This window comes from Rahnella inusitata (assembly GCF_965118895.1).
Classification (GTDB): Bacteria; Pseudomonadota; Gammaproteobacteria; order Enterobacterales; family Enterobacteriaceae; genus Rahnella; species Rahnella inusitata_A.
The window spans coordinates 165129-187759 of sequence record NZ_CBCPJJ010000021.1; the positions used below are offsets into that span (position 1 = coordinate 165129).

17 protein-coding genes are annotated in these 22631 nt (G+C 53.3%); 11 read left to right on the plus strand and 6 right to left on the minus strand.

Annotated elements, in window-relative coordinates; genetic code table 11:
- Positions 1-245 precede the first annotated feature (245 nt).
- The 8 genes from rplM (at position 246) to nanK (ending at position 7125) form a co-directional block, all read left to right on the plus strand.
- Positions 246-674 (plus strand): 50S ribosomal protein L13, encoded by a 429-nt coding sequence (rplM, locus tag ACMHLI_RS17625; RefSeq protein WP_013577239.1) that lies wholly within the window; start codon positions 246-248, stop codon positions 672-674.
- A gap of 16 nt (positions 675-690) precedes the next feature.
- The gene (gene rpsI, locus ACMHLI_RS17630) at positions 691-1083 is read left to right on the plus strand and encodes a 30S ribosomal protein S9 (RefSeq protein WP_056776311.1); all 393 of its coding nucleotides are present in this window, start codon (positions 691-693) and stop codon (positions 1081-1083) included.
- Positions 1084-1463: 380 nt separating this feature from the next.
- Positions 1464-2105: a stringent starvation protein SspA gene (gene sspA, locus ACMHLI_RS17635; RefSeq protein WP_112169222.1), complete on the plus strand. Its 642-nt coding sequence runs from the start codon at positions 1464-1466 to the stop codon at positions 2103-2105.
- A gap of 3 nt (positions 2106-2108) precedes the next feature.
- Positions 2109-2603 (plus strand): ClpXP protease specificity-enhancing factor, encoded by a 495-nt coding sequence (gene sspB, locus ACMHLI_RS17640; protein ID WP_413530571.1) that lies wholly within the window; start codon positions 2109-2111, stop codon positions 2601-2603.
- Positions 2604-2782: 179 nt separating this feature from the next.
- Entirely contained in the window at positions 2783-3574 is a 792-nt protein-coding gene (locus ACMHLI_RS17645) for a transcriptional regulator NanR (RefSeq protein WP_413530572.1), read from the plus strand.
- Positions 3575-3744: 170 nt separating this feature from the next.
- A complete protein-coding gene (gene nanA / locus ACMHLI_RS17650; RefSeq protein ID WP_413530573.1) occupies positions 3745-4644 on the plus strand; it encodes an N-acetylneuraminate lyase in 900 nt (299 codons plus the stop codon).
- A gap of 96 nt (positions 4645-4740) precedes the next feature.
- Complete coding sequence (locus tag ACMHLI_RS17655) at positions 4741-6231, plus strand: MFS transporter (RefSeq protein WP_413530574.1); 1491 nt, start codon at positions 4741-4743, stop codon at positions 6229-6231.
- Between the two features lie 18 nt (positions 6232-6249).
- Positions 6250-7125 (plus strand): N-acetylmannosamine kinase, encoded by an 876-nt coding sequence (gene nanK / locus ACMHLI_RS17660; protein WP_413530575.1) that lies wholly within the window; start codon positions 6250-6252, stop codon positions 7123-7125.
- Positions 7126-7193: 68 nt separating this feature from the next.
- Here the strand turns inward: nanK and ACMHLI_RS17665 are convergent, their stop codons facing one another.
- Positions 7194-8612, minus strand: a complete 1419-nt coding sequence (locus ACMHLI_RS17665) for a glutamate synthase small subunit (RefSeq protein WP_112169234.1) — start codon at positions 8610-8612, stop codon at positions 7194-7196.
- Between the two features lie 9 nt (positions 8613-8621).
- Entirely contained in the window at positions 8622-13079 is a 4458-nt protein-coding gene (gene gltB, locus ACMHLI_RS17670; protein WP_413530576.1) for a glutamate synthase large subunit, read from the minus strand.
- Positions 13080-13949: 870 nt separating this feature from the next.
- On the opposite strand from gltB, the gene arcB reads away from it, so the two are divergent.
- Positions 13950-16289: an aerobic respiration two-component sensor histidine kinase ArcB gene (arcB, locus tag ACMHLI_RS17675; RefSeq protein WP_413530577.1), complete on the plus strand. Its 2340-nt coding sequence runs from the start codon at positions 13950-13952 to the stop codon at positions 16287-16289.
- Between the two features lie 896 nt (positions 16290-17185).
- Positions 17186-17914, plus strand: coding sequence for a monofunctional biosynthetic peptidoglycan transglycosylase (mtgA, locus tag ACMHLI_RS17680; RefSeq protein ID WP_413530578.1), 729 nt, complete (start codon positions 17186-17188; stop codon positions 17912-17914).
- Positions 17915-17993: 79 nt separating this feature from the next.
- Here mtgA and dolP read toward each other — a convergent pair whose 3' ends face one another.
- The 4 genes from dolP to ACMHLI_RS17700 all read right to left on the minus strand — a co-directional run bounded on the left by dolP (position 17994) and on the right by ACMHLI_RS17700 (position 21676).
- The gene (dolP, locus tag ACMHLI_RS17685; RefSeq protein WP_413530579.1) at positions 17994-18569 is read right to left on the minus strand and encodes a division/outer membrane stress-associated lipid-binding lipoprotein; all 576 of its coding nucleotides are present in this window, start codon (positions 18567-18569) and stop codon (positions 17994-17996) included.
- Positions 18570-18578: 9 nt separating this feature from the next.
- The gene (gene diaA, locus ACMHLI_RS17690) at positions 18579-19169 is read right to left on the minus strand and encodes a DnaA initiator-associating protein DiaA (RefSeq protein WP_056776362.1); all 591 of its coding nucleotides are present in this window, start codon (positions 19167-19169) and stop codon (positions 18579-18581) included.
- 30 nt (positions 19170-19199) lie between these two features.
- Complete coding sequence (locus ACMHLI_RS17695) at positions 19200-19574, minus strand: YraN family protein (protein ID WP_413530580.1); 375 nt, start codon at positions 19572-19574, stop codon at positions 19200-19202.
- Positions 19575-19651: 77 nt separating this feature from the next.
- On the minus strand, positions 19652-21676 hold the full coding sequence (locus tag ACMHLI_RS17700) for a penicillin-binding protein activator (RefSeq protein WP_413530581.1): 2025 nt from the start codon (positions 21674-21676) through the stop codon (positions 19652-19654).
- Positions 21677-21738: 62 nt separating this feature from the next.
- On the opposite strand from ACMHLI_RS17700, the gene rsmI reads away from it, so the two are divergent.
- On the plus strand, positions 21739-22608 hold the full coding sequence (gene rsmI / locus ACMHLI_RS17705) for a 16S rRNA (cytidine(1402)-2'-O)-methyltransferase (RefSeq protein WP_112169248.1): 870 nt from the start codon (positions 21739-21741) through the stop codon (positions 22606-22608).
- Positions 22609-22631 lie beyond the last annotated feature (23 nt).

Genomic DNA, 22631 nt, shown 5'->3' on the forward strand with positions numbered 1-22631 from the left:
ACTGACTTCAGGGATTTATGATTTTTCGTCAAAAAGGGTTCGCTCTTTGCGGGAGACTTCTCTATAATCTTGCGACCCCACGTTACTACAAAGTTTTTTTCCCGAAACTTTATAAGTGCCAGCATTGGCTATTCGAAGGGGTAGGTTTGCTGGACGATGGTCGTGTGAACCTCAAATACTTATTTTATAAACAAGTAAGCGTTCGGGTGTTCGCCAACGTGTAACTTTAATTGGGTAAGCTTTTAATGAAAACTTTTACAGCTAAACCGGAAACCGTACAACGTGACTGGTTCGTAGTTGACGCTACCGGCAAGACCTTAGGTCGCCTGGCCACTGAACTGGCCCGCCGTCTGCGTGGCAAACATAAAGCGGAATACACTCCGCACGTTGATACTGGTGATTACATCATCGTTCTGAACGCAGAAAAAGTTGCTGTAACCGGCAACAAGCGTAACGACAAGATCTATTACCATCACACCGGCCACATCGGTGGTATCAAGCAAGCGACCTTTGAAGAGATGATCGCTCGCCGTCCTGAACGCGTGATCGAGCTCGCGGTTAAAGGCATGTTGCCAAAGGGCCCGTTGGGTCGTGCAATGTACCGTAAAATGAAAGTTTACGCGGGTAACGAGCACACTCATGCGGCGCAACAACCGCAAGTTCTTGACATTTAATTCGGGATTATAGGCAATGGCTGAAAATCAATACTACGGCACTGGTCGCCGCAAAAGCTCCGCCGCTCGTGTTTTCATCAAACCGGGTAGTGGTAACATCGTAATCAACCAGCGTAGCCTGGAACAGTACTTTGGTCGTGAAACTGCCCGCATGGTAGTTCGTCAACCTCTGGAACTGGTCGACATGGTTACTAAATTTGACCTGTACATCACTGTTAAAGGTGGTGGTATCTCTGGTCAGGCTGGCGCTATCCGTCACGGTATCACCCGTGCACTGATGGAATATGACGAAAATCTGCGTGGCGAACTGCGTAAAGCAGGCTTCGTTACTCGCGATGCTCGTCAGGTTGAACGTAAGAAAGTCGGTCTGCGTAAAGCACGTCGTCGTCCTCAGTTCTCCAAGCGTTAATTTTCTGCTGCTTATGCAGCACAGTGCTACGGCACGAAAATCAACGTCAAAAACCCGGTGCCACACCGGGTTTTTTTATGCCTGTCATTCCGCTAAGGCTTGCAAAAAACAGGCTTAAATGATTTTCAGATACACAATTCACCACGAATTCATCTCGCCGTCCCCACAGCACGCGTAAAATCTGGTAAACTATCACACACTTTTGTGCCTATTCGCCGAGCAGTTGACGTTGCCGCGCTTCCTGGCTGGGTTCGCCTTGCCAACGGTTGTCTATGAAACTACGGAACAAAAACTGCAGGCTGGCGATAAAATGACTGTTCAGGATAGCAGCCTGACAGTTGGCTATTCGCTGTATAATTCTAGATAACTTGGAGGTTTTCATGGCTGTCGCTGCCAACAAACGTTCGGTAATGACGCTGTTTTCCGGCCCGACCGACATTTTTAGCCATCAGGTACGTATCGTACTGGCCGAAAAAGGTGTCAGTGTCGAGATTGAGCAGGTTGAGATGGATCACCTGCCGCAGGATCTTATTGACCTCAACCCTTATCGCACCGTCCCTACGCTGGTCGATCGTGAGCTGACGCTGTTCGAGTCCCGCATCATCATGGAATATCTTGATGAGCGTTTCCCGCATCCACCACTGATGCCGGTCTATCCGGTAGCGCGTGGCGAGAGCCGTCTGATGATGCACCGCATCGAAAACGACTGGTACTCTCTGATGCGTCAGATTGAGAACGGCACCGCCGCCGAAGCCGACGCAGCGCGTAAGCAACTGCGCGAAGAACTGCTGGCCATCGCACCAATCTTCTCTTATATGCCTTACTTCAAGAGCGAAGAGTTCAGCCTGGTCGATTGCTATCTGGCTCCGCTGTTATGGCGTTTGCCAGAAATGGGCATTGAGTTGTCCGGCACGGGTTCTAAAGAGCTGAAAGGCTATATGACGCGTGTCTTCGAACGTGATGCATTCCTGGCCTCCCTGACCGAACCCGAGCGCGAAATGCGTTTGCACACACGGGGTTAAGGTATGGAGATGAACGACATGTCTCCGCGCCGGCCTTACCTGTTGCGGGCTTTTTATGAGTGGTTGCTCGATAACCAGCTCACCCCGCACCTGGTGGTTGATGTGACGATGCCCGGCGTTATGGTTCCGATGGAGTTTGCACGTGACGGACAGATCGTTCTGAACGTGGCACCTCGCGCCGTCGGTAATCTTGAACTGGGTAATGACGATGTACGTTTCAACGCCCGTTTTGGCGGTGTGCCGCGTAACGTATTCGTACCGATCGCTGCAGTACTGGCAATCTACGCCCGTGAAAACGGTGCCGGTACCATGTTCGAGCCTGAACCTGCTTATGAAGCTGAAGGTGCCTTTGCAGGTAACCTGAGCAACGATGAGACCTCAGAGCCGACCATGTCAGTCATTGACGGTGATTTGCCTGATGTGTCTGAAGAAGGCCCGGATGACGAGCCGCCAACGCCACCACGCGGTGGTCGCCCGGCATTACGCGTCGTGAAGTAATCGTTCGTCAGATTGATTCTGGTTTGCACTTCGGCCAGACTGAAACCCTGCGTGAATACGCGGGGTTTTTTATTGTCCAAACCCCAGCGGGCTCTCCTTTCGCCAGTGCAGATTTGCTGTGTTATCATTCAAAAAGTCATTCGCAAACGTCCCATTACTAATGGTCTGATCCCGACGCTATGAGCACATTCGACGAACAACCGGCAGAAACCAGTGATACCTTCGGGCATGCAATGCGCCGCCGTCCACTCGCGCGCAAGAAGCTTTCAGAGATGGTAGAAGAAGAACTGGAGCAGATGATCCGCAGGCGCGAATTCGCCGAAGGTGAACAACTGCCGTCAGAACGTGAGCTGATGACCTTTTTCAATGTTGGCCGTCCATCCGTGCGTGAAGCACTGGCTGCGCTTAAACGCAAAGGGCTGGTGCAGATTAGTAACGGTGAACGCGCCCGCGTTTCACGTCCTTCGGCAGAAACCATTATCAGTGAATTGTCCGGCGTGGCGACAGACTTTCTGGCGCGTCCTGAAGGTATCGCTCATTTCGAACAACTGAGGATGTTTTTCGAATCGAGCCTGGTACGTTATGCCGCCGAGTTTGCCACCGATGAGCAGATTCAGCGTCTGGGGCAGGCGCTGGAAATAAATAGTCAGTCGCTTGATGATAACGAGCTTTTCATTCGCTCGGATATCGAGTTTCATCGCGAACTGGCTGAAATCCCGGCCAATCCGATCTTCATGGTCGTGCATGTTGCCTTGCTGGACTGGCTGATTGCGGCGCGTCCTGCCGTACCGCAGGAAGAATTGCATGCGCATAATAATGTCAGCTATCAGCAGCACATCGAAATCTTCGACGCCATTCGTTCGCGTGATCCTGATACCGCGGATGCCGCGCTGAAAGCGCATCTTAAAAGCGTATTTGCGGCCTATTACGCGGCACCGCGTAAGCATGGTTTTAAAAAACAACCGGTCTGAACTGAGATCTTCCCCGCATTTTTTTTGATCATCGCTGATCAACCATAACTATTTCATATGGCAGAGATCACATCCTGAGCCTTCAGTTGTATTGTGTTTGTTTTTTGGTCTGGTATAACAGGTATAAAGGTATATCGATATGCCTGTAAACCAACAACCAAGAGGCGTTTATGAAACAGAATCTGCGGGGCGTGATGCCGGCATTGCTCACTCCTTTTAACCAGCAACAGCAAGTAGATACCGACAGCCTGCGCCGTCTGGTGCGTTTTAATATCGAACAGGGGATCGATGGCCTGTATGTCGGCGGCTCCACTGGCGAAGCTTTTCTTCAAAGCCCGCAGGAGCGTGAACAGGTGCTGGAAATCGTGGCGGAAGAAGCAAAAGGGAAGGTGATATTAATCGCGCATGTCGGTGCAATCAGCACCCGTGAAAGTCAGACGCTGGCAGCTGCCGCCTGCCGTTACGGCTTTGATGCTGTCTCCGCAGTCACGCCTTTTTACTATCCTTTCAGCTTTAATGAACATTGTGATCACTACCGTGCCGTGACGGATTCTGCCGAAGGCTTGCCTATGGTGGTCTACAACATTCCCGCACTCAGCGGCGTGAAACTGACTTTGGAACAGATTGATACGTTAATCACACTGCCCGGCGTTGGTGCGCTCAAACAAACCTCCGGTGATCTGTACGAAATGGAGAAAATCCGCCGTGCGCATCCGGATCTGGTCCTCTATAACGGTTATGACGAAATTTTTGCTTCCGGCCTGCTGGCGGGGGCTGATGGCGGAATTGGCAGCACCTACAACGTGATGGGCTGGCGATATATGGCTATCAAACAAGCAGTGCAGGACGGGGATGTGCGACGCGCAATGCATCTGCAAAGTGAGTGCAATAAGGTCATCGATCTGCTGATTAAAGTCGGTGTTTTCCGCGGACTGAAAACGATTTTGCACTATATGGATATCGTTGCCGAGCCGCTGTGTCGCAAACCTTTTGCACCGGTGGATGCACAGTATCTGCCAGCGCTTAAGGCGTTGGCCGCGCAGCTTCAGGCAGAACGTACTGAGTTCTGATTCCTGCTCCCTGATACCGGTTTGTCCGGAATCAACAATACTCTATCAGTCCTAACCAAAGGACGGGTTAGTACTAATCCGTCCCGGGGGTGATTTATGCGTAACAATGCCCGACAGACCTCATGGTTTCGCCTTTTGACTAAACCGCAATGGAAAGCATTTTCGGCCGCATGGATTGGCTACCTTTTGGATGGTTTTGATTTTGTCCTGATCGCATTAGTGCTGACAGAAATTAAAAGCGAGTTCGACCTGACGGGTGTACAGGCGGCGAGTCTGATTTCTGCGGCATTTATCTCCCGCTGGTTTGGTGGATTACTGCTCGGCGCAATGGGTGATCGTTACGGCAGGAAGCTGGCGATGATCACCAGTATTGTGCTGTTTTCTATCGGGACATTGGCCTGCGGCTTCGCCCCTAGTTTCACAGTGATGTTTTTCGCCCGTCTGATTATCGGTATAGGCATGGCGGGCGAATACGGTTCAAGTGCCACATACGTCATTGAAAGCTGGCCGAGACATTTACGCAACAAAGCGAGCGGGTTTCTGATATCCGGGTTCTCAGTAGGCGCGGTGATTGCCGCTCAGGTTTACAGCGTGGTGGTGCCGGTCTGGGGGTGGCGCGCGTTGTTTTTCATCGGCATCTTACCGATTATTTTCGCCCTCTGGCTGCGTAAGAACATACCGGAAGCAGAAGACTGGAAGGTGAAGTTCGCGAATAAGAAACCGGCCAAAACCATGGTGGATATTCTCTATCGCGGCAAACATAGGGTCACCAATGTAGGTATGACGGTCGTCGCGGCCATCGCGTTGTATTTCTGTTTCGCTGGCAACGTGGGTAGTGCGGTAGTGATTACGATACTGGGTCTCATGTGTGCGACAATTTTCGTCAGCTTTATGGTACAGGGCAGCGGCAAACGCTGGCCGACGGGTGTATCGCTGATGGTCGTCGTCTTCTTTGCCTTTCTGTACTCATGGCCAATTCAGGCGCTATTACCGACATACTTAAAAACCGAACTGGCCTATTCGCCAACGCTGGTCGCCCATGTGCTGTTCTTCAGTGGCTTTGGTGCAGCGGTAGGTTGCTGCGTGGGCGGTTTCCTCGGCGACTGGCTGGGAACGCGTAAAGCCTATGTGTACAGCCTGCTGGCCTCTCAGTTATTGATCATTCCGGTATTTGCCATTGGCGGCGGAAATATATGGGTGTTGGGATTACTGTTGTTCCTGCAACAAATGCTGGGGCAGGGCATCTCGGGCATTCTGCCTAAGCTGATCGGGGGGTATTTTGATACTGAACAGCGTGCAGCAGGGCTGGGCTTTACCTATAACGTCGGCGCGCTGGGTGGCGCTCTGGCACCGGTGATTGGGGTGACAATTGCACAGCGTTTGGATCTCGGAACTGCGCTGGCGTCACTGTCCTTCGGGCTGACATTTGTGGTGATCTTGCTTATCGGGCTGGATATGCCCTCACGCATTCAGCGCTGGATCCATCCGGAAGCATTACGTACGCATGATGCGATTGATGGCAAACCTTTCAGCGGAGCAGTGAAAGTAAAGCCGGTAAATACAAAAACCGGGTTAATCAGAAATTGAAATCGTGAGGTTTTCCAAATGACGACGCTGGTGATTGATATCGGTGGCACTAAACTTGCGGCTGCGCTGGCAGACAGCGGCTTGCATCTCACCCGGCGTCGGGAAATCCCCACACCCGCCAGCCGGACGGCGGATGCTTTGCATACTGCACTGTCTGAACTGATCGCCCCGCTGGTTTCACAGGCTCAGCGAGTGGCGATAGCTTCTACGGGCATTATTAAGCAGGGGGTTCTGACAGCGCTGAATCCAGATAATCTGGGTGGTCTCAGCCATTTTCCGCTGGTGGAGGCGATTTCCCGTCTGACCCAACTTCCCTGCATAGCGATAAATGATGCTCAGGCCGCCACCTGGGCCGAGTATCATTCACTGGCAACGGATATCCGGGATATGGTGTTTCTCACTGTCTCGACTGGCGTAGGCGGCGGAATTATCAGTAATGGAAAGTTGCTGACAGGCACCCAAGGGCTGGCGGGACATTTTGGCCATACGCTGGCCGATCCTCAGGGGCCACGCTGTGGTTGCGGCCGGACGGGGTGCGTGGAGGTGATGGCCTCAGGGCGTGGAATTGCCAGCGCTGCACGGGGCGAATTAGCCGGTAGTACCGCAAAACAGATTTTTGCCCACGCGGCTGCGGGAAATTTGCACGCACAAGCACTGATCTTACGTTCGGCCCAGGTGCTGGCACGTTTGATTGCAGATATCAAAATAGTGACGGATTGCCAGTGTGTCATCATTGGCGGCAGTATTGGTCTGGCCGACGGCTATTTAGGGCAGGTGAAAACCTGTCTTGATGAAGAACCTGAGGTGTGTCGCGTACCACTATTGAGAGCGCAACATCAGCATGACGCCGGTTTGCGGGGAGCCGCTTTACTGGCGCGGGAAATGACGTTTTAGGTTGATTCCGCTTAAAAAAAAAGGACTGTCATCGCTGGCAGCCCCTTTTTTGTTGATGACCTGTTGGATCAGACCTCGAGGAAATTCATAATCCCTTCAGCCGCTTTACGCCCTTCAGCAATCGCCGTGACCACCAGATCAGAACCGCGAACCGCATCGCCACCGGCGAAGATTTTCGGATTGCTGGTCTGGAAAGCGTTATCGCTGCCTTCCGGTGCCAGGATGCGTCCCTGAGTATCCAGTTCGACGTCGTGTGCAGCCAGCCATTCCATTTTGTGAGGACGGAAACCGAAGGCCATGACCACGGCGTCTGCTTCCATCACATGCTCGGAACCGGCAACAATCTCAGCACGGCGACGGCCATGTGCATCTGGTGCACCCAGTTCGGTACGCGCCATGCGCACGCCGCAGACACGGCCAGAATCATTCAGCTCAATACTCAGAGGTTGCAGGTTGAACTTGAATTCCACGCCTTCTTCACGCGCGTTCTTCACTTCGCGACGCGAGCCCGGCATGTTCTCTTCATCACGACGGTACGCACAGGTCACGTGAGTCGCACCCTGACGGATTGAAGTACGCACGCAGTCCATCGCAGTATCACCACCGCCCAGCACCACCACGCGTTTCTTGTCCATGGTGACGTAAGGCTCTTCCTGACTGTCGTCGTAACCCATCAGCTGTTTGGTGTTGGCTATGAGGAACGGTAGTGCATCGTACACGCCGGGTGCATCTTCGTTCGCCAGACCGCCGCGCATGGACTGATAAGTCCCCACGCCGAGGAAGACAGAATCGTATTCCGCCAGCAGTGCATCAATGGTGATGTCTTTACCAACTTCCGTATTGAGTTGGAACTCGATACCCATCTCAGTGAAGATTTCACGACGCTTGGTCATGACCGATTTTTCCAGCTTGAAGGCCGGAATACCGAACGTCAGCAGGCCGCCGATTTCCGGATGACGGTCATATACCACTGCTTTGACGCCGTTACGGGTCAGTACGTCGGCACATGCCAGGCCAGCCGGTCCTGCGCCGATGATCGCCACACGTTTTCCTGTTGGATGCACGTGAGACATATCCGGGCGCCAGCCCATTTCGATGGCTTTGTCGCTGATGTAGCGTTCGATATTACCGATGGTCACCGCGCCGAATTCATCGTTCAGGGTGCAGGAACCTTCGCACAGACGATCCTGCGGGCAGACGCGCCCACAAACTTCCGGCAGGCTGTTGGTCTGGTGCGCGAGGTCGGCGGCTTCCATGATGCGACCTTCGTTTGCCAGCTTCAGCCAGTTTGGAATGTAATTGTGTACCGGACATTTCCATTCGCAATAAGGGTTACCACAGGAAAGACAGCGGTCTGCCTGCGATGCAGCCTGAGTTGCTGAGAACGGCTCGTAAATTTCCACAAACTCAATTTTACGGATCTTCAGCGCTTTCTTAGGCGGATCAACACGCTGTAAGTCGACAAATTGATAAACGTTTTGACTCATCTTAACCTCTTACTGCGCTTGTACCCGCAGCTCAGCTGCGGAACGGCTACGGTGACCCAACAATGCTTTGACATCACTGGACTTCGGTTTAACCAGGGCAAATTTCGGTGCCCATTCTGGCCAGTTTGCCAAAATCTCTTCACCGCGGGCTGATGCGGTCAACTGTACGTGTTCAATAATCAAACCGCGCAGATGCTCTTCGTGGATGGCCAGGTCGGCCACTTCCAGCACTTCTACCAGTTCAGGATTGACGCGCTTACGGAATTCACCATCTTCATCCAGCACGTAAGCGAAGCCGCCGGTCATGCCTGCGCCGAAGTTGACGCCGGTACGACCCAGCACGCAGACGATGCCGCCAGTCATATATTCACAGCCGTTGTCGCCGATGCCTTCAACCACGGTAATCGCGCCGGAGTTACGCACGGCGAAACGTTCGCCTGCGCGACCCGCCGCAAACATTTTGCCGCCGGTTGCGCCATACAGGCAGGTGTTACCGATGATGCTGGCTTCGTGGCTGCGGAATGCTGAACCGATTGGCGGGCGGATGGCGATACGGCCACCGGCCATGCCTTTACCCACGTAGTCGTTCGCGTCGCCGGTCAGCATTAAGTCCACACCGCCTGCGTTCCAGACGCCGAAGCTCTGGCCTGCGGTGCCGTTGAAGTTAATACGCACCGGATCTGCCGCCATGCCCTGATCGCCATGTTTCTCAGCAATCGCGCCGGACAACATTGCGCCGACAGAACGGTCGGTGTTACGGATATCAAAGTAGAACGCTTTGCTCTGCTTAGAATCGATATGCGGCGATGCCTGCTCCAGAATATCTTTGTTCAGCTGACCTTTGTCGAAGGCCGGGTTACCTTCGGTGCAGTACACCGCTTTGCCTTCGTGCGGCGTGGCGGTCGCCAGCATCGCAGAAAGATCAAGGCTGTTTTGCTTCGCGGTGAAGCCGTCCAGCTCGGTAAGCAAGTCGGTACGACCGATCAAATCTACCAGCTGACTGACGCCCAACTCGGCCATGATTTCACGGGTTTCCTGCGTGATGAACTTGAAGTAGTTCACTACGCGCTCTGGCAGGCCGTGGTAATGGTTGCGGCGCAGTTTGTCATCCTGTGTTGCCACGCCGGTGGCGCAGTTGTTCAGGTGACAGATACGCAGGTATTTACATCCCAGCGCGACCATCGGGCCGGTACCAAAACCGAAGCTCTCTGCGCCCAGAATGGCCGCTTTGATGATGTCTAAGCCGGTTTTCAGACCGCCATCCACTTGCAGACGAATTTTGTGACGCAGGCCGTTGGCCACCAGAGCCTGCTGTGTTTCCACCAGACCCAGCTCCCACGGACAGCCCGCGTATTTCACCGAAGACAGCGGGCTTGCGCCGGTGCCGCCGTCGTAACCTGCGATGGTGATTAAATCGGCATAGGCTTTTGCCACACCGACCGCGATGGTACCGACGCCTGGTTCAGAAACCAGCTTCACCGAAATCATCGCTTTCGGGTTGACCTGTTTCAGATCGAAGATCAGCTGTGCCAGATCTTCGATGGAATAGATGTCGTGGTGCGGCGGTGGAGAAATCAGGGTCACGCCCGGCACGGAATAACGCAGTTTCGCAATGTACGGCGTCACTTTGTCACCCGGCAGCTGGCCGCCTTCGCCCGGTTTTGCACCCTGCGCTACTTTGATCTGAATAACGTCAGCATTCACCAGGTACGCCGGCGTCACGCCGAAGCGGCCAGAAGCCACCTGTTTGATACGGGACACTTTATTGGTGCCGTAGCGCGCCGGATCTTCGCCGCCTTCGCCGGAGTTCGAACGTCCGCCGATGCTGTTCATCGCTTCGGCCAGAGACTCATGCGCTTCCGGGCTTAACGCACCGATAGACATCGCTGCGGTATCGAAACGGGTAAACAGACCTTCCGCCGGCTCTACCTGATCGACCGGGATCGGCTGGTCTTTCGGCGTTACTTTCAGCAAGTCGCGCAGTGTGGCGACCGGACGCTCGTTAACCAGTTTGGCGTATTTTTTATAGTCATCGTAATCACCGCTGTTGACTGCCGTTTGCAGGGTGGTGACCACATCCGGATTGTAAGAATGATATTCACCGCCGTGCACGAATTTCAGCAATCCGCCCTGATCCAGCGTTTTACGTTTCAGCCACGCGCGCTTGGACAGGTTCAGCAGATCCTGTTCAAAGTCAGTGTAACCGGCGCCGCCGATACGGCTGACCACGCCGTTGAAGCAGGTGTTGCAAAGATCTTTCGCCAGACCGACGGCTTCAAACAGTTTGGAACAACGGTAAGAGGCAACGGTGGATATGCCCATTTTGGACATGATCTTGTACAGACCTTTGTTGATGCCGTTACGGTAGTTCAGCATCACTTCACGGTATTTCTTCTCGATAACCTGCGAATCCACCAGCTTGGCCAGCGTTTCATAGGCGAGGTATGGATAAACGGCGGTGGCACCGAAGCCGATCAGCACCGCGAAATGATGCGGGTCACGGGCGCTGGCGGTTTCAACAATAATGTTGGCGTCGCAGCGCAGGCTTTTCTCAACCAGGCGCAGCTGCAGCGCACCGACGGCCATTGGTGCAGGCAGCGGCAGGCGGTTAGCGGAGATGTTGCGGTCGGACAGCACCAGCAGCACCGCGCCGTTACGCACTTTCTCTTCGCCTTCGTCACAGAGTTTCTGGACGAACTGCTCCATATTTTGCTCGGTCGGATCGTAGGTCAGATCCAGTGTCTCAGCGCGATAGTGTTTACTGTCAAGCTGGGTGAGCTGTTTAAAGTCAGACCACAGCAGGATTGGCGATTTGAAGCTCAGACGGTGTGCCTGACCTTCAGCTTCGCAGAACACGTTCATTTCGCGGCCAATGCTGGTCGCCAGAGACATGACGTGTGCTTCACGCAGCGGATCGATTGGCGGGTTGGTCACCTGCGCAAACTGCTGGCGGAAGTAGTCATAAATAATGCGCGGACGGCTGGAGAGCACGGCAAACGGCGTATCATCGCCCATCGAACCGACGGCTTCCTGACCGTTCTCACCGAGTACGCGGATGATTTGATCTAATTCTTCACTGCTGTAGCCGAACTGTTTCTGGAAGGTTTCCAGCGTAGTGTCGTCCAGTTCGCGGCTACCGACCTGATCTTCCGGCAGGTCTTCGAACGGCACCAGACGCTGAACGTTTTTCTCCATCCACTCTTTATACGGATGGCGACCTTTCAGATCGTTGTCGGTTTCAGCCGAGTGGTGGATTTTCCCGCTGCGGGTATCGATCACCATCAGTTCGCCCGGCCCGACGCGGCCTTTTTCGACCACTTCGTCCGGCTGGTAATCCCAGATACCCACTTCAGACGCACAGGTAATCAGCTTGTCTTTGGTGATGACGTAGCGCGCAGGGCGCAGGCCGTTACGGTCGAGGTTACAGGCGGCGTAGCGGCCATCTGACATCACGATACCGGCCGGGCCGTCCCACGGTTCCATGTGCATGGAGTTAAAGTCGAAGAACGCGCGCAGATCGTTATCCATATCCGGGTTTTGCTGCCAGGCTGGCGGCACCAGCAAACGCATGGCGCGCAGCAGGTCCATACCGCCCGCCAGGAACAGTTCCAGCATGTTATCGAGCGAGCTGGAGTCCGAACCGGTTTCATTGACGAAAGGTGCAGCATCTTGCAGATCGGGGATCAGCGGCGTTTTGAATTTGTACGCACGGGCGCGCGCCCACTGGCGGTTGCCGGTGATGGTGTTGATTTCGCCGTTGTGCGCCAGATAGCGGAAAGGCTGAGCCAGCTGCCAGCGCGGTACCGTGTTGGTTGAAAAACGCTGGTGGAACAGGCAGATAGCTGATTCCAGACGCAGGTCGGCCAGGTCTAAATAGAAGCGTGGCAGATCCGCAGGCATACACAGGCCTTTGTAAATCGTGACCACGTTGGAGAAACTGCATACGTAGAAGTCTTTATCCTGAACGCGTTTCTCAATGCGGCGGCGCGCCATATACAGGCGGCGCTCCATGTCACGCGGACGCCAGCCGGCAGGCGCGTTGACAAAAATTTGTTCGATACGGGGCAGGGAGGAAAGCGCGATTTCACCGAGGACATCCGGATTGGTCGGAACGTCACGCCAGCCCACTACGGACAACGTCTCGTTTTGCAGCTCTTCTTCAACAATGCGGCGGCTTTCAGCCGCTTCTGTTTCGTCTTTGCTGAGGAATAGCATACCGACGGCATAGTTCTTCGCCAGACGCCAGCTGCGCTCTTCGGCGATCATCCGGAAGAAACGGTCCGGCTTCTGTAAATGCAGGCCACAGCCGTCGCCGGTCTTGCCGTCAGCAAGGATCGCGCCACGGTGTTGCATACGCGCCAGTGCGTGGATTGCCGTACGCACGACCTTATGGCTAGGTTCGCCTTCAATATGGGCGATCAGGCCGAAACCACAGTTGTCCCTCTCTTGGGATTTATCGTACAACATATCGTGAACCCCCCAGGCTCTGCGAGACTCTCACACCAACCGCGAGGGCGCTATAGACAGAGATTGCTCGCATTTTCGCGCACTCTTGCGGTGCGTTGAATGCCCGGGCATCTCCGTCAAAGGCCTCTCGTGATGGTGCTCACAAGTGGTGGTTGACTTGTTTTAATGAGGGAGTCTTCAATTACTGCATAAATATGACGAGTTGCTCACCCGTCGAGATTGCTTCCAGCGGACTCCCAACTTAGCGAGAAAGCACTGACAGGTCAAATGGCGAATTAAGTTATATTAAAAGTGATATAAAGAGATTTAATTAATTGAAATATATATGAATTGTGTCGTTTTTATTGGCGTATTTTCGGTGGGGTCATGCCTGTAAAGTGTGAGCTGACTCACTATGGAGAAAGCTTCAGATCTCCGCACCATGCTGGCACGGGCGTAATTACCAGTATTTTATACTGCAAAAGACTGTGCTGATGCGGTTTGTCACTGTTTTTAACCGGGTCGTAATAATGTACTAATACGGGAGCAGTAATAAGAATTATTCATACTGCCATGAATGACTTTATTTGCAGTAATAATGAATAGTTATGCCTGCGCGGGCAGCGCCTTCAGAGAAAGGTTTACGGGGATAATGAAGAAAAACGTTAGCCGGAGTGCATTTGGCCGGGCTACGGGCAGAATATGGCCGGCCGATATTAATAATATCGCGGCGAAGATTAGTCAATAACTCTGCACTTATTTCCCGCATTGCACCACAGCAAGCCCCTGCAAGGTGCAGCTCACAAACTTTCTGCGCAATATCCGCCCTCAGACTCACCCCGGTGAGGTTTTGCGGTATGATTCACGCGACTTCGTTTTAAGGGAACCGTTATGAAGCAAATCCGGGTTTTAGCGCAGTATTATGTCGATCTGATGGTCAAACTGGGGCTGGTGAGATTCTCACTGCTGTTGGCCTCTGCGCTGGTGGTACTGGCGATGATTGTCCAGATGGCGGTGACCATGCTTCTGCGTGGCCAGGTGGAAAGTATCGATGTGGTTCGGTCCATTTTCTTTGGTTTGCTGATCACGCCCTGGGCCGTGTATTTCCTCTCGGTGGTGGTCGAGCAGCTTGAAGAGTCGCGCCAGCGGTTAACGCGCCTGGTTGATAAGCTGGAAGAGATGCGTCATCGCGATCTCGAACTGAATCAGCAACTGAAAGACAATATCACCCAACTTAATCAGGAAATCGCCGACCGCGTGAAAGCAGAAGAAGCGCGTCTGGCAGTGGTCGATAAGCTAAAACTTGAAATGCATCACCGCGAGCAGGCGCAGATCGAACTGAGCCAGCAATCGGCGTTATTACGCTCCTTCCTCGATGCGTCCCCGGATCTGGTGTATTACCGCAACGAAGATAAAGAATTCTCCGGCTGTAACCGTGCGATGGAATTGCTGACCGGTAAAAGCGAGAAGCAGCTTATCGGCCTGACGCCTGATGATGTGTATACCCCGGACATCGCCGAGAAAGTGGTGGAGACCGATGAAAAAGTATTCCGTCACAACGTTTCTCTGACCTACGAACAATGGCTGGTGTATCCGGATGGTCGTAAAGCCTGCTTCGAACTGCGTAAAGTACCGTTTTACGATCGTATCGGTAAGCGCCATGGCCTGATGGGCTTCGGACGTGATATTACCGAGCGTAAGCGCTACCAGGACGCGCTGGAGAATGCCAGCCGCGAAAAGACCACGTTTATTTCCACCATCAGTCACGAGTTGCGTACGCCACTTAACGGCATTGTCGGGCTGAGCCGCATTCTGCTCGATACCGAACTCGACAAAGAACAGCACAGCTACCTGAAAACCATTCACGTCAGCGCCATCACCCTTGGCAACATTTTCAACGACATTATCGAGATGGACAAAATCGAGCGCCGCAAAGTGCAGCTCGATAACCAACCGGTGGATTTCACTGAGTTCCTGTCCGATCTGGAAAACCTCTCCGGCCTGCTGGTGCAGCCGAAAGGGCTGAAGTTCATTATGGATCCCGATTTACCCTTGCCGCGCAGCATCACTACCGACGGCACGCGCTTACGCCAGATTCTATGGAACCTGATCGGTAACGCCGTGAAATTCACCCGCCAAGGGGAAATTGTGCTGAGTGTGCATTACGAAGCTAACAATATGCTGCGTTTCGTTGTGCGTGATTCGGGGATGGGGATCCCGCAGGACGAGCAGGACAAAATCTTCGCCATGTATTATCAGGTGAAAGATCGCAACGGGGGCAAACCGGCGACCGGCACCGGTATCGGTCTTGCCGTGTCGAAGCGTCTGGCGCAGGCGATGGGTGGCGATATCACCGTCAGCAGCGTACCGGGGCAGGGATCAAGCTTCACGTTAACCGTACGCGCTCCGACGCTGGATGCACCGGTGGCACAGACTGATGAAGAAGAGGATATGCCGCTGCCGGCGCTGCACGTGCTGCTGGTGGAAGATATTGAGCTGAACGTCATTGTGGCGCGCTCGGTGCTGGAGAAACTCGGTAACAGCGTGGAAGTGGCGATGAACGGCCATGATGCGCTGGAGATGTTCGATCCACAGGAATTCGATCTGGTGCTTCTGGATATCCAGCTGCCGGATATGACCGGGCTGGATATCGCCCGTAAACTGCGCAACGATTACGCCGGTCAGCATTTGCCGCCGCTGATCGCGCTCACGGCCAACGTACTGAAAGACAAAAAAGAGTATCTCGACGCAGGTATGGACGATGTGCTGAGCAAGCCGCTGTCCGTTTCTGCGCTGACCGCGATGATCCAGCAGTTCTGGGATCATCAGCCCGATGTTTCCCTTGTGCAGAAGGAGCCCGTAGTGATGAAAGACAGCGAAGCTTTACTCGATACCGCCATGCTGGAGCAGTACATCGATCTGGTTGGCCCGCAGTTGATTTATCAGAGCGCAGACATGTTCGAAAAAATGATGCCGGGTTATCTCGCGGTGTTGGATTCCAATATGACAGCGCGTGACCAGAAAGGAATTGCGGAAGAAGGGCACAAAATTAAAGGCGCGGCGGGTTCGGTAGGTCTTAAGCATTTGCAACAACTGGCGCAGCAGATTCAGACGCCGACGTTACCGGCATGGTGGGATAACGTGCAGGAATGGATTGATGAACTGAAGGCCGAGTGGCGAAATGATATACAGGTATTGCGCGAATGGACGGCAAACGCTGAAAAAAAATAACCCCAGCCGAGGCCGGGGTGCGCGAATACTGCGCCAACACCAGGGAAAGAGGTAACCCACGATAGTTGTTAGGGTTTGGATTTCGCAGGTCTTGGAATTAAGCGTTAAGTCTAATACATCCTGTAGCAATCAACATAACAAATATAAGCTGAACTGTTACAACATTCATTAAAAACTGTGATGTAGATTAGTCTTTGTCTATACAAAACATCAAGTCTTTATCGCAGGATTTTTGAGAGATTACAAATGAAGGTTGCTGATGTCTCCACGCAGGAACGCAGTTTTGCTTATGTTCATGAAAATAAGGGCACTGATTTGCTGGTTTTTCCAACAGAATTTCAGTGTCGTTAATCACCGTGAAGTTGTATAACAGCGTGGCAACCCACTGTAATTCATGATTTATAGGTATCGTGTGATCATATTTTGATCAAAATAAACGGCAGTTTTGAGTTGCCTAAAGATAATGAAAAAATTTCACTTAGGTTGGAAAGGAAAATGCCAGACATAAGCGTAAATTTCCCGCTGAATTTCGCTTTATTTGCGTTGCAGGTTTGACTTAGTGGCAAGAAATTTCAGAGAGGAATTGATGAGAATTCGTTCAGTTTACGTAATTCAATTCATTAGATTTGTTAATCAATTTTTTTTCGATTTTTTACCGCTTACAACCAGAGATCACACGAAAAAAAAATGAGATAAAAGGCATGGGAACCGGTTCCCATGATGCGGAACTCATTGATGATATGGATCAAAAAAATTTTTATTTGTTCAGTTTATGGGTAAAAATCTTAACAACATAAACAGATTGTTAGCAATTCGAGTCGTTATTTCGCTAGCCTGAACCGGCAGCTTCTTACGGAGATTGATTAGATGGTCAGATGTGTTGTGGAAAGTGCTGAATGAATAAATCTTCTAAAAGAGGTCTGTTACGTAAGCCACTGTTATGGCTCAAACGTATACTGATATTGATACCCTGCTTATGGATAGCAGGTATCGTTATTTTCGCGTTTTTGCCGGTGCCATTTTCAGCTGTCATGGTGGAGAGGCAGGTCTCGGCATGGCTGACCGGCGACTTTAGCTACGTCGCGCATTCCGACTGGGTGTCTATGGACGAAATTGCCTCGCCGATGGCACTGGCCGTCATGGCGGCAGAAGACCAAAAATTCCCGGAGCATTGGGGATTTGATGTGGATGCCATTCAGTCGGTGCTCGATCGTGATAAAGAGGGCGGTAAAATGCGTGGCGCATCGACCCTGTCGCAGCAAACCGCAAAAAATCTCTTCTTGTGGGACGGGCGCAGCTGGATCCGTAAAGGGCTGGAAGCCGGGTTGACCGTTGGCATTGAAACGGTCTGGACCAAGCGACGCATCCTGACGGTTTACCTGAACATCGTGGAGTTTGGCGATGGCGTCTTCGGCGTCGAGCAGGCCTCTCAGCACTTCTTCCATAAACCCGCCAGCAAGCTGACCGCATCGCAGGCGGCATTGCTGGCGGCAGTGCTGCCTAATCCACATCTGTTTAAGGTCAACGCGCCGTCGGCGTATGTTATGCGCAGACAGCAGTGGATCCTGCGCCAGATGAGCCAGCTCGGCGGCGAATCTTTCCTGGTGGAACATAAACTGAACTAGGTCTGGCTGAGTTGAACCATAAAAAAGGACAGCCTGAGCGCTGTCCTTTTTCGTCACTAACGTCTGACAACCGTCGGAATTACTTCACGTAAGTAAACGCCGTGGTGACGTGTTTCACGCCGCTCACGCCTGCTGCGATACCCGCCGCAGATTTACCTTCTTCTGGTGTCACCAGCCCCAGCAGGAAGACTTCGCCGTTTTCGGTGGTCACTTTCACGTTGGACGATTTCACTGAGTCACTGGTCAGCAGTTGCGAGCGGACTTTGGTGGTGATCCAGGTATCGGTGGACGCCGTACCCATGCTGACTGGCTTGCCGGTGCGGATCTCGTTATACACTTCGGTTGCACCTTCCACGCCAACTGCAATCTGCTTGGCGCGTGCGGCCATGTCCGGCGTCGGTGTCTGGCCGGTCAGCAGGACTTTGCCCTGATAGGCGGTCGCCACGATACGGGCTTCGTCTTTCAGCTGTTTATCTTTACTCATGGCATTGGAAACACGGGCTTCCAGCGTGCTGTCGTCTACCTGAGTACCGACGGTACGCGGGTCAGTGGTGGTTTTGGTGGCCACGCCAGCTACGCCAACAACGGCGGCGGCAACACAACCTTGTAAAAGAAGGGCGCTAAACACTACTGCAAAGAGGGAACTTGCCTTCATTGGAACTCCTTAATCGTCCTGGTGAGGGAACAGCGTGCTATCAATCAGGTCACAGAGGCAATTCACTGTGAGCATATGCATTTCCTGAATACGGGCGCTGCGATGGGACGGGATGCGGATCTCAACGTCGTGAGGCCCCAGTAAACCCGCCAGCTCGCCGCCGTCATAACCCGTCAGTGCCACAATCGTCATATCACGGGTTACCGCTGCTTCAACGGCTTTCACAATATCACGGCTGTTGCCGCGGGTAGATATAGCCAACAGAACGTCGCCCGCTTGTCCCAGCGCCCGCACCTGTTTGGCATAGATTTCGTCATGCAGCCGGTCATTCGCGATGGCGGTCAGCACAATGTTATCTGCACAGAGTGAGATTGCAGGAAGGCTCGGACGTTCAGTTTCAAAACGATTAATCAGACTGGCGGAAAAATGCTGAGCATTGGCCGCAGAAGTGCCGTTACCGCAGCACAGAATTTTATTGCCGTTGAGCAGCGATTGCACCAGCGTCATCGCGGCGCGGGAAATCGCGTCAGGCAAGGCTTCTGCCGCTGCAATCTGGGTTTGGATACTTTCGGTAAAGCAGACTTTGATTCTATCCAGCACGGGTTTTCGTCCAGTCAGTCGTCATAATATTTATTCCGCATTGAAGGCATCACGCAGCCATTCTATCTGGCTGCCGGTGATGGCAAAAACATCAAAACGGCAAGATGATGTGTCAAAGCTTGCGTGACGTGCGGCAAGCCAGAAAGATGCAGCGCGCAGTAATCGCTGCTGTTTTTGACGCGTTACGCTTTCCGCCGCGCCGCCAAATTTCGCATTGCGCCGGTAGCGAACTTCAACAAACACCCAGGTTTGCTGGTCGCGCATGATCAGGTCTATCTCTCCGGAGCGGCATGCCACATTGGCCGCCACAAAGGTTAACCCTTCGCGTTCAAGATAGCGTCGTGCGAAAGCCTCATACTGATCCCCACACGATCTTGCGCGCAACTTTGACACATTTCCAAACATCAGTACGTCCTTGTACCTGTAAAGTTCTGAATTCCCTTCGCGCTAGCGCTGTTTCAGGTATCTCTTAGAATCACGTCTTAAGAGGAAACCGGCACCAGCGAGCCCTGACGGTATTGCAGCCACGGCAGTTTACGATGGATCACGCAGTTAGCATTGGCGCTCAGATCTCCTGTGCTGCCGGAAACTTCAAAGCCCGGCAACGTGCGCATTTGGGAGAAGTGATTGGCCAGATTCCAGGCATCAATCCCCATTGCGTAGAGACGCACCAGCGAGTAATCGTTGCCGAATTTTGCGGTGGCCTGCTGCATCAGCGCCGGGTTAGAACCTGCCAGCAATGGAATATCGCTAAACTGCACGCCTTCCATTTCCAGTCGGTAATCCGGACCTGCACCGGCCTGATAGCTGCGGGAGCTGGCATAGACAGAAGGACGTGAACGGCCGCTGCCACTCATATCGAACATCGGTTTAATCAGCGTCAGTTCGCTTTGCGTGGCGACTACGTAGACAGAATCCACTGCGCCGCCTGAGCTGCCCTGAACAATCTGAGCATCAGTCGGTGGTGCAGGAATGGTGATCCCGCCGATGGTCACACCCTGCGCTTGTCCCGGAGCGGCTGCATTGCTGGCAATGACCGGCGTCCCTGTCATACGAATACCGCTGCCGATGGATGAACGTAATTCACCCGCAGAACCCAGACCTTGTTTCAGGACGGTCTGACCTCCCAGCTTCTGCCATTCATTAGCAAACGCCTGTGCGATTCGGTCGCCAAAGTTGCCACGCGGAACCAGCAGTAACGGCATACGTTTTTGCTGCGACCACATATGGCGGGCGGCATCCTGTGCCTCGTCTTCCGGCGAGAGCGCAAAGTAACAGATATTTGGGGCGTTTTTCTCAGTTTCTGGCTGATTGAGCGCTAAAACGTTCAACGGGGTTTGATCAGAGGACAGCTCGTTCACCTGATCTTTCAGCAACGGACCGACGACAAGCGTTGCGCCATCTTGCTGAGCCTGCGTCAGCAACGCGCTGAGCGGCTGGCCATTAGTGTCGTAGATTTTGACCTGTGCATTGCTGCTGGCAACCGGTACGGCGGCAGGAGCAGACGTTTGCGGCTGTTCTGCCGGCGTTGCTGTACTTGTGCTCGCGTCCGGCGCAGAGGTGCTGACAGCGGCATCAGGATCCGTGGCGGGCTGAGCCTGCGCATTTTGATCGACCGGCGTATTTTGTGGTGCAGGTTGCGAAATCTGACCGGTCATCGCGGCATTAAAGCCCTGCTGGATGGCATTGCCGTACACTTGCGCCGGGCCGCTCATCGGCAGGAATAGCGCAATTTTACCGGTAGATGCTGGCTGGAACGTCAGCACATTATTCAGCTGCGTTGGCAGGTTTTTGGCTGCCGGATTGACCGGATAACGGCGCTGCCAGTCTTTGATACCGGCTTTCAGCAGATCGGGATCCTGCTTATTGCTCTGCCAGACGCTGAGTAAATCCAGCCATCCCTGCAATGTATTTTCGTCCGCATTGATAACAATACTGGCGGCATCCTGCGCAGAAAGCTGTGTCAGCGACATCCAGGTGCGGTCGATATTGTCCTGATGCGGCTGGCCCTGCAACAGCGGTTCCTGTGCGATATACGCGCGGATCACCCCCAGACTGGTGCGGCCCTGACTGGCGTCGATTTGCGCCTGATAGTAACGTGCCTTCTGATCGTTGGTCAGGTTGGTCGGATCCAACTTACTCAGGCTGGTCGCCGCATCGGTGAAATTCTTCTGCGCTATTTGCAATTGGGCGGCGGTCAGTTGCTGCTCGGTGGTTTGTTCTGAGCTCAGATTCCGCGGCAGCTTGGCGAGCTGATCGGCCGCCTGAGGCAGTTTGCCTTCGCGTATCAGGGCACGCACTGCAAGCAATTGCCAGTCAGCCTTGTTATCATCACCGCTTTGCTGTGCCTGTTGCAGATAATAGTCAGAGCTGCCGGACGCTGCCCCCTGGACACTTTCAGTCGGTGCCTGTGGCGACTGACCGGTACAGCTGGCGAGAAGCATCGCTACGATAATGGCAGGGAGCAAACGTCCCGAACGGGTACGAAAAGTCATTGAGGAAGGCATTCAGTTTCCAGTGATGTTTTTTTCAAGATGCTCAATATTAAATCGGCAATCCGGATGAAACAATGAATCAACACGATCAAGCAGATATTTCTGCATCAACGCTGTACATCGTACCCACGCCAATCGGCAATTTAGGGGATATTACCCAACGTGCATTGGCCGTGCTGAGCAGCGTGGATTTGATTGCGGCGGAGGATACCCGTCATACCGGATTATTGCTGCACCATTTTGGTATCAGCGCCAAAATGTATCCGCTTCATGACCACAACGAACAGCAAAAAGCTGAGCATTTATTATCAAAACTTCAGGAAGGTCAAAGCATTGCGCTAGTTTCCGATGCCGGAACGCCGCTGATTAATGACCCCGGCTACCATCTGGTGCGTCGCTGTCGTGAAGCTGGTGTGCGCGTGGTGCCCTTGCCGGGTGCCTGTGCGGCGATCGCGGCGTTATCCGCCGCCGGTTTGCCTTCCGATCGCTTCTGTTATGAAGGTTTTCTGCCTGCGAAAACAAAATCGCGAAAAGATACCCTTCAGGCACTGATCGAAGAGCCACGCACGCTGATTTTCTATGAATCCACCCATCGTCTGCTCGACAGCCTGCAGGATATGGTGGAAGTCTGGGGGCCGGATCGCTACGTGGTGCTTGCCCGTGAGCTGACCAAAACCTGGGAAAATATTCGCGGCGACGGCGTCGGCGCATTACTGGCCTGGGTGCTTGAAGATGAAACGCGCAAGCGCGGTGAAATGGTCCTGATCGTTGAAGGCCATAAAGCCGATACCGAGGCGTTACCGGCAGAAGCTTTGCGCACGCTGGCGCTGTTGCAAAAAGAACTTCCGTTGAAAAAAGCCGCCGCGCTGGCCGCCGAAATCCACGGTGTGAAAAAGAATGCGTTGTATAAATACGCGCTTGATGAGCAAGAGGGTGACAAATAGGGCGTAATACCCTATCATCCGCC